Annotated in this window: 5 protein-coding genes and 1 pseudogene; 4 read left to right on the top strand and 2 right to left on the bottom strand. The window is 54.0% G+C overall.

Translation table 11 applies throughout. The features are described from left to right. Nucleotides 1-110: 110 nt before the first annotated feature. The gene (locus tag EAE91_RS24400; protein ID WP_244869001.1) at nucleotides 111-1,040 is read left to right on the top strand and encodes a ribonuclease domain-containing protein; all 930 of its coding nucleotides are present in this window, start codon (nucleotides 111-113) and stop codon (nucleotides 1,038-1,040) included. Then, nucleotides 1,037-1,333: a barstar family protein gene (locus EAE91_RS22775; RefSeq protein WP_214090452.1), complete on the top strand. Its 297-nt coding sequence runs from the start codon at nucleotides 1,037-1,039 to the stop codon at nucleotides 1,331-1,333. Before EAE91_RS24400 ends, EAE91_RS22775 begins: the two co-directional genes overlap by 4 nt. A gap of 40 nt (nucleotides 1,334-1,373) precedes the next feature. On the opposite strand, the gene EAE91_RS22770 is transcribed toward EAE91_RS22775, so the two are convergent. Together EAE91_RS22770 and EAE91_RS22765 are read right to left on the bottom strand one after the other, a co-directional pair. Further along, nucleotides 1,374-1,616, bottom strand: a complete 243-nt coding sequence (locus tag EAE91_RS22770) for a SymE family type I addiction module toxin (protein WP_214090451.1) — start codon at nucleotides 1,614-1,616, stop codon at nucleotides 1,374-1,376. A 78-nt stretch (nucleotides 1,617-1,694) separates the two neighbouring features. Continuing rightward, nucleotides 1,695-2,087, bottom strand: a complete 393-nt coding sequence (locus tag EAE91_RS22765) for a helix-turn-helix domain-containing protein (protein ID WP_228903054.1) — start codon at nucleotides 2,085-2,087, stop codon at nucleotides 1,695-1,697. 99 nt (nucleotides 2,088-2,186) lie between these two features. Here EAE91_RS22765 and EAE91_RS22760 point away from each other — a divergent pair, with 99 nt between their 5' ends. Next, on the top strand, nucleotides 2,187-5,501 hold the full coding sequence (locus EAE91_RS22760) for a CHC2 zinc finger domain-containing protein (RefSeq protein WP_214090450.1): 3,315 nt from the start codon (nucleotides 2,187-2,189) through the stop codon (nucleotides 5,499-5,501). Continuing rightward, nucleotides 5,488-5,695, top strand: a pseudogene (locus tag EAE91_RS22755) (site-specific tyrosine recombinase XerC); the annotation flags it as partial. The gene EAE91_RS22760 and the pseudogene EAE91_RS22755, both read left to right, overlap by 14 nt.

The following is a 5,695-nucleotide window of genomic DNA, read 5'->3' as shown; positions in this document are numbered from 1 at the left end:
GAAAAGCGCGTCAGGGGGTTTTGGGTCCGGCGGTGAACGCACATTGGAAAAAACGGGTGGTAACTGACTGAGGGCATTGGGAAAATCGGTGTCCGGCGGTCAACGTCGCAATGGAATGCGTTGTTGTTGAGAATAATGCGCTGAGCCTGCCAAAAGGCATGGCGGAGTACGGTCGGGCACAGAGTTCACTCGCCATGCAAATGCTCAGGGAAGGGGCAACCCCGGATGAATTGTCGGTAGCGTTGGCAAAACAAGCGAGAGGTACGCACCCTGAAGGGCAAGATCCGGCCAGAGGGCTGATTGTGGCGTGGGGGAACTTCTTCGGTGTCCCGTTGGATGTGGTGATGTCCAATGAGAAAATGACGCCGGAGAAAGCCGCTGAAATTGTAGCCAGCGGTGTGCCGACCAGTGAAGCGAAGGTGATGCAGTATGTGGCGGCTAAGGCATTCTTGGCACTGGCTAAAAATCCTGTTTCGGGTAGCAAAGCCGAAGGTTCATCACCGCAATGGAAAGTAGGAGAAGGGAAATTTAGTCCGAAGGATAAGGGCACGGTGACGAATGTTGAACATCCGGTTGGTAAGTTTGATGGGAAATCGCTGCCAAGTGTAGAAGGAAAGACGAATAATGTTTCTAAGCATGGCGATACTAGTGCCCATAATGCGGCTAATTATGCGGGGCTAAAAATGGATCTTAAAACAACAGAATCAGCCAATGAAGCTGTTGAAAGTTTAAGAGCTACTGGCAAATTACCGAGCCACTATGTAACAAAACAACAGGCAGCAGAAAAAGGCTGGAAGCCCGGTAAAGTGATCAATAACACAACTCCCGGAGGGCAAATAGGAGGTGATGTTTTTGAAAACTCAACAAATATATTGCCATCTGCTCAGGGACGGACTTGGCGAGAAGCTGATATAGGACTGGATAATAAAATATCACGCAGCAAACAACCGGGAACAAGGTTACTTTATTCTAATGATGGTTTGTTATACATAACCACCGATCATTATGAAACAGCCACTTCGATAGGTAGATGGAAATGAGTGAAAATATTGTTATTTTGGATGGAAAAAGTATCTCTACAGAAGCTGATTTTCATCATGAGATATCAAAGAAATTAATGTTTGGCGATTATTATGGTAATAATCTCAATGCATTATGGGATCGTTTAAGTTGTGATATTGAACGACCGATCACTATAATATGGGCTGATTCAAATCATTCTTGTCAATGTCTAGGTGATAAGTTTGAAAAAATAGTTGGTATATTCAATCGAGTAAAACAGCAAGATATAGATTTTGATTTCGATGATAAATTTGATTACCAACTAAGATAGTAAAAGATCCCAGCCAAGCGCTGGGATCTTTTTTGAGTCGTCAGCTGTTCTCAACGAGCCGGATAATCAACTGTCCGTGCTCAACACTGACCTGCACTGGCTGCCCGGTGGCAAAGCCCGCTTCTTCCAGCCAGTTGCCTTTAAGATGCAGGCTGGGATACTGGCTGTAATAGCGGGTCATACCGGTGCTGCGGTCTTCGTGGCGGGTGCTGGCATACCCCACCTTATAGCTGCGCCGGGCTTTTGAAATCTTCCAATCTGCATTACAATCGCGGTTAGCCATAGTAACTACTCCAATAGTTGCTTACGGTTAGCGGCGGTTCCGTGCTCCAACACGGGATCGCCGCACATGTTTTATGTCTTACTTCTCGGTGCCCGCTCTGCTGTTGTTACGGGCAAAACGGTTGGCATCGTGTTTTAAAATCAATGACTCCAGTAACACCCTTGCCACTTCTTTCTCTTCCGGCGTGAACTGGCTGATAGCCTCAAACTGCAAACGCAGTTCTTCATCCGGGTTGCGCTCATTCTCGTCAAAAACCAGCGTATCTGCACTGACAGAAAGTGCACGGGAGAGCTTGCGGATAATCTCCAGTGTCGGTTGTACTTCGTCAGCTTCATAACGCCGGATCATTGTCACGTGACAACCGACTTTCTCCGCCAGTGCGGCCTGAGTAAGCTTGCGGTCTTTACGCAGGGTTACCAGACGTTTACCAAAGTCCATAGAAATTACTCGCCAGGGAAACAGAGCCAGCATTTTACCCCCTTGTTTAAACGTGATGCTTGAAACATACCATATATGCATGTATAAAGAAACCATAAAAGCATATTGACAGGTTTTTACAGGAGGTCATTGATGACCCATGTTCCCGATACCGATTTAGCCCGCTTAAAGCAAACCGTCTCGTTGCTGGGGCTGGTGCGTAAGCAAGGCCGTCCAATGAAAAAACGCGGTGAGGATTATGTGCTGCGCTGCCCCTTCCATAACGAGAAAACGCCCTCAATGGTAATATCGCCTGCTAAGAACCTGTATCACTGCTTTGGCTGTGGTGCCGCGGGATCGGTGCTGGACTGGGTGATACAGACGGAAGGGGTGACGCTGAAAATCGCTATCCGCCGACTGCGGGAGCTGGCCGGGTTGCCGGACATGGACAATGCGGTTGTGGCCGCTTCTTCGTTAGCCGCCCCGCCGGGATCACAGACCGCACCTCTGCCGCGCCCGAAACTGGCCGACCTGGACGATGACGGGCAGGCGCTGTTGCATCAGGTGATTGATTTTTATCATCAGCACTTACTGGCGTCACCGGAAGCCAAAGCCTGGCTGGAACGACGCGGGCTGAATCATCCTGAACTGGTCAGTCACTTTAAGCTGGGGTACGCGGGCCATCACGGGATCGGCGGTTCAGCGGGGTTGTTGCCGTCCAAGAGCAGTCAGGAAGGCCAGCAACTGCGCGACAAGCTGTCGGGTCTGGGCGTGTTGCGTACCACCACCCGGCAGGACCACTTCCGGGGCTGCGTCGTGGTGCCGGTGATCGGCTGGGCCGAATCGGCCAGTGTGGCCAGCCGCGGGCGGGTGCTGCAACTGTATGGCCGCCGAACCCAGCCGGATTACAAAGTGCTGAAAGACAGCCCGAAGCATCTGTATCTGCCGTCACCGCTAGCCGGGGTCTGGAATGAGGAAGCGATGAAAGCCGCTGCGGAAATTATCCTGTGCGAAGCGATGATCGATGCCATGACGTTCTGGTGTGCCGGGTTCCGTAACGTGATTGCCGCGTTCGGGGTGAACGGGTTTAACCGTGAGCACCTCGCAGCCTTGCAGTATCACGGCGTGAAACGGGTGCTGATTGCCTTTGACCGGGACGAGGCCGGAGACCGTGGCGCGGTCAGTGTGGCGGCGGATTTACTGGAATCCGGCATTGAGGCGTGGCGGGTGCAGTTCCCGCCGGGCATGGATGCCAATGACTATGCCGTCAAAAGCGGCAACGCCGAACATGCGCTGGGGCTGGCGTTGCAACAGGCGGTCTGGCAGGGACAGGGAACCGCGCCGGGCGCGGTGTTCAGCCATGAGCGGCCCGTCTCGCCGAGTGTGACGGAAAAGCCCCAAAATGTACAACCTGCCAATACGTCTTCTTTAGCCGCCCAGCCGGCGCTGACAGTGGCACAAGTGCCTTGTGAGCGAACGGCAGCGGGTGAACTGCTGATGAAAAGCGGTCCACGGATCTGGCGGGTACGGGGCATGAAAAAATCGCCGGTGCCGGATGTGATGAAAGTCAATGTTCAGGTACGCGATGAAACCAGCGGCCTGTTCCATGTGGATACGTTGGACATGTATCACGCCCGCTCACGGCAGAACTATATCAATACGGCATCGGCAGAGCTGGAATGTGAGCCCTCAGTCATCAAACGCGAAGCCGGGCGGGTGCTGCTGATGCTGGAACAGCAACAGGATGCTGTTTTACAGGCAGACGCGGAAACCTCCGGTACAACCGCTGTTACCGTTAGCGCCGACGATGAAGCGGATGCCCTGAACTTGCTGAAATCGCCGAATCTGGCTGAGCAGATAATCAGTGATATGGCAGCCTGCGGCGTGGTCGGGGAATCCACTAATCTGCTGACCGGGTATCTGGCGGCGGTCTCGCGCAAACTCGATAAACCGCTGGCCGTGCTGATACAAAGCAGTTCCGCTGCCGGGAAATCGTCATTGATGGAGGCGGTGCTGAACCTGATGCCGGAAGAGGAGCGTATCCAGTACTCGGCAATGACCGGGCAGAGCCTCTACTATCTGGGAGAAACCAGCCTGCAACACAAAATACTGGCGATAGCCGAAGAAGAAGGCGTACGGCAGGCGGCCTATGCCCTGAAACTGTTGCAGTCGGACGGCGAGCTGAAAATCGCCAGCACCGGCAAGAACGAACAGAGCGGCGAACTGGTGACGCGGGAATACAAGGTACAGGGACCGGTGATGCTGATGTTAACGACGACGGCCATTGATGTGGATGAAGAACTGCTGAACCGCTGTCTGGTGCTGACGGTCAACGAATCGCGCGAGCAGACGCAGGCTATCCACGCCATGCAGCGACACCGCCAGACGCTGGCCGGGTTACTGGCTGACTCGGAGAAAGGCTATCTGACGCAGTTACATCAGAACGCCCAGCGCCTGTTAAGGCCGCTGAAAGTGGTCAATCCTTACGCCCATCAACTGACGTTCCTGTCAGACAAAACCCGGATGCGGCGCGACCACATGAAATACCTGACGCTGATACAGGCCATTGCCCTGCTGCACCAGTATCAACGTGAAGTGAAGAAAACGACCCACCGCGGACAGGTCATCGAATATATCGAAGTCACCCAGGACGATATTGCCCTCGCCAACCGGCTGGCGCATGAGGTGCTGGGGCGCACGCTGGATGAAATGCCGCCGCAGACGCGCAAGCTGTTACTGCTGATACAGGCAATGGTGAACGAACAGGCGCAAATCCAGCACTGCCAGCCAAACGAAGTGCGCTTTACCCGGCGGGATATCCGCGCCTTTACCCACTGGAGCGACAGCCAGCTCAAAAACCACTGTCAACGGCTGACGGAAATGGAATACCTGCTGTTGCATGGCGGCAGCCGGGGGCACCTGCTGCATTATGAACTGCTGTGGGACGGAGAAGACAACGGAGCAGCCCACCTGTGCGGCCTGCTGGATGTCGGAGAAGCGGACCCAGAAACCGCCGGCAGTGAACGCAAGTCTGACCCGGAAGGTCGTAAGTCTTCCCCAAGTCCGGGGCAAGTCTGGCCTGAGTCTGGGGAAGAAAAACCCGCGTCAGCCCGGACAGTACAAGAGCCAGCGGGTGCACAAGTCCGGGCAGATGAAAACGCAGTTATCAGGGAAAATAATCACGGAGACGCATTGCCTGTACCCGACAGGAATAAACCGCCGGCAGCCGTCCCGACAGGTCATGAAAGCAAGTCTGACTTAAATGAACGCAAGCCTGTCTCAAGTCTGGTCCAGGTCCGGGCTAAGTCTGGGGTGAAAAAATCCCCATCAGGGCAGGCAGAACACGGGTTCAGCGTACCGCAAGTCGGGGTAACGGAAGACACCGTGATAAAAGGAAAAAAGAAAACGCGCCCCTTGTCTGCGTCCACCCCTCAATCTCAACCGGAGGTCAATCATGGCAAACCGTAAACCGCGCAAAGGAAGTCTCCTGACCGTCGATGACGTCTATCGTCAGCCTGTAGGGCCGGCACATGATCCGAAAAGCCTGTATGCACTGCTGCTGCGCTTCGTGGCCTGGCGGCAGGAACGGAACTGGTCGGAAACCACGCTGAAAGTGCAGACCCATCACACCTATCACTTTATCCTGTGGGCCACGGACCGGG

Origin of the sequence: Photorhabdus noenieputensis (assembly GCF_018448935.1) — a bacterium.
In the GTDB taxonomy this organism is placed as follows: domain Bacteria; phylum Pseudomonadota; class Gammaproteobacteria; order Enterobacterales; family Enterobacteriaceae; genus Photorhabdus; species Photorhabdus noenieputensis.
Note: the sequence above shows the minus strand (reverse complement) of the source record. Positions and strands in the feature narration are given on the sequence as shown.